This window comes from Hyphomicrobiales bacterium (assembly GCA_030688605.1).
In the GTDB taxonomy this organism is placed as follows: Bacteria; Pseudomonadota; Alphaproteobacteria; order Rhizobiales; family NORP267; genus JAUYJB01.
This window is the reverse complement of the sequence record JAUYJB010000111.1, coordinates 1-2,502: the sequence shown is the minus strand read 5'-3', so window position 1 is coordinate 2,502 and position 2,502 is coordinate 1. Positions and strand designations below refer to the sequence as shown.

Here is a 2,502-nt window from a genome sequence, read left to right as displayed (position 1 = left end):
GCTATTGGCCGCTCTCGCCACTGCGGCTGTTACTGCGCTCGTCACTGTGATTCGAGGCGAGATTCGATAAATGTCATTTGGCTCGGCTGTGGCTTAAGGTCGGACTGGCGAACTCAGCTACGGTTTTGAAGCCGCTTCGCGTTGTCGATTCCCCCGGGGTTTTGCGCAGCACGTCCATATTGCCACAGTTTCTATCTCGGCGCGCAGCACGAACGGGCGCCGATTAAGTTCGTTCATCGGCGTGTACCGGTTCGAATTGCCAAAGCGCAGCCTTCGGCCGCAACCAAAGGGGAAAGTAAGGCATTGCTCCAGGCCGTATATTGGCGGGTTGTATTCGCCTCGCCACTTGGTTCCAGGAGCAATGCCATGAAGCGTTTTTTGCGACAACACGCCGACCAGATCCGTGGAGTGCTCAGCGGTTTCGATCGGCTGCGATTTCGGGGCACGCTGCGGTGGTTGGCGTACCCGGCCGGTATGCGTTCGTTTCTGTCGTGCCTGGGTGTCTTTCTGAAGGACTTCAAGACCTATGTCCAGGGGGTCACGGATCAGATTCGCGACGCCGCGGAACAGCTGGCCCGGGCCGAAGGCCGGCGAGTCATCTATCTCAACAGCTCGGCCATCTCGAAGGAAGAGCTGGCACGCGAGATTGCCCAGCGCGACGGCATTGGCGAAGGCCTGGTGTGCGTGTTCAGCGCCGTCGAGCCGTGCTTCTCGTACGAGCTCCACCGCAACCGGGAGTCGCGGCTGCTGGAGTTGCGCGGCCGTCCCCAGAAATGCCTGCACTATTACTTCTATTTCCAGGACCGGAAGTTCGGCTTCATGCATGTCCGTTTGCAGACCTGGTTCCCGCTCACCGTGCACGTCGCCATCAATGGACGCGAGTGGCTCTCCCGTCAGCTTGACGCAGCCGGCATCGGCTATCGGCGGTACGACAACTGTTTCCTTGAAGTCGCCGACCTCGGGCAGGCTCAACAGCTCGGCAACTCGCAACTTGCAACCCGTTGGCAGGCGGTCTTCAACCAGCTCGTGGAGCGGGTCCATCCCACCCATCGCCAGATCGTCTACCACGGCGAGCCCGTGGCTTACTATTGGTCGTTGGAGCAGAGCGAATGGGCCACCGATATCATGTTCCGCTCGCCCGCCGACTTGGCCGAGCTCTATCCCCACCTGCTGCGGCGCGGCTTGCACGACTTCTCCAGCCCCGAGGTGATGCGGTTCCTGGGGCGGAAGACGCCGCTCCACGGCGGCGTGAACGGCAACTTCGCCGGGGACGTGGTCAGCGACGTCGCGCGGCGGGCTGACCATTTGCGAATCAAGCACCGCTTGGACCGCAACTGGATCAAGATGTATGACAAGCAGGGCTCGGTGCTGCGCGTGGAGACCACTCTCAACGACGTCCGCGGCATGAAGGTCTTCCGCCACGCCGAAGGGGACCCTGCCGGAACGCGCTGCTGGCGATCGCTGCGTAAAGGAGTGGCCGATGTCCGGCGGCGGGCTCACCTGAGCGATGCCGCCAACAAGCGGTATCTCGACGCCCTGGCGGACGTCGAGGCCACTGAGCCGCTCGCGAAACTGACCGAAGCGATCTGCCGGCCCACCCAGTGGAATGGCAAACGGGTGCGGGCCTTGCAGCCTTGGTCTCCCCTGGACGCGGGACTTCTGGCCGCAGTCCATCGGCCCGAGTTCACGCTGCAGGGCTTCCGCAACCGCGATCTGCGGCCGCTCTTGTTCGGCCCCGGCCAGGTCTCTCCCCAAGAAACTCGCCGCCAGTCGGCCAAAATCACGCGGCAGTTGCGTATGCTCCGCGCTCACGGCTTGATCCTCAAGGTTCCCCACACGCATCGCTACCAACTCACGGCACGTGGCCAGAAAATCCTCGCCGCGCTGCAAGCTGCCCACCAAGCCAATGCCGAACAGTTGGCCAAGCTCGCCGCCTGAACACACGCTCCCCGTTCAAATCTTCGCCCCCTTCCAAGAAGTGAACGGTTATTGGTAAAGAGCGGGCGAACTGCTCGTGCGAAAACGGGCGTATGAACAGTACCTGCTGTCGCATTTGCAGTTTTTGGCTACAGAGGGCAGCGGGTGGTGAACCCGGCCGCTCGTGTTTGCGTTGTCGCCCACTTCTCCAAAAAAAGAAATGAAGGGCCCTCAGTCCAGCGATCGTGGGGCTTATGGCGCTTCCCTCGCTGGGTTGCGCTGTAATGGCTTGCGCACGATCTCTTTCCAACCGCTGAACGTATATGCCGAGATTCCATGGAGGTCGTGGGGCACACCCGGTGAGGCTTTGACGCGCTTCCCAGTCGCGAGCGGAAGCATTGCGTGGCCTGGCCGAAGTCTATCCCACGGCGAGCGCTACGGCGGCTACGATCACCGGTCATTTCTAGTGTGTGTACATTAGCACACTAGGTGGCCGAAAACAAGGAAATAGTTTTGAGATTTTTCGGGTGGCCAGGAATCGGGGATGATCAAAAAAGGAAGAGGACATTGTACTTTTTGCAAAAA

The 2,502-nt window shown here is 60.8% G+C and carries 1 protein-coding gene; it reads left to right on the top strand.

Annotation, left to right across the window (positions count from 1 at the left end):
* Window positions 1-366: 366 nt before the first annotated feature.
* Window positions 367-1,938 carry a hypothetical protein gene (locus tag Q8P46_12005; GenBank protein MDP2620877.1) on the top strand — a complete coding sequence of 524 codons (1,572 nt, stop codon included), beginning with the start codon at window positions 367-369 and terminating at the stop codon, window positions 1,936-1,938.
* Window positions 1,939-2,502 lie beyond the last annotated feature (564 nt).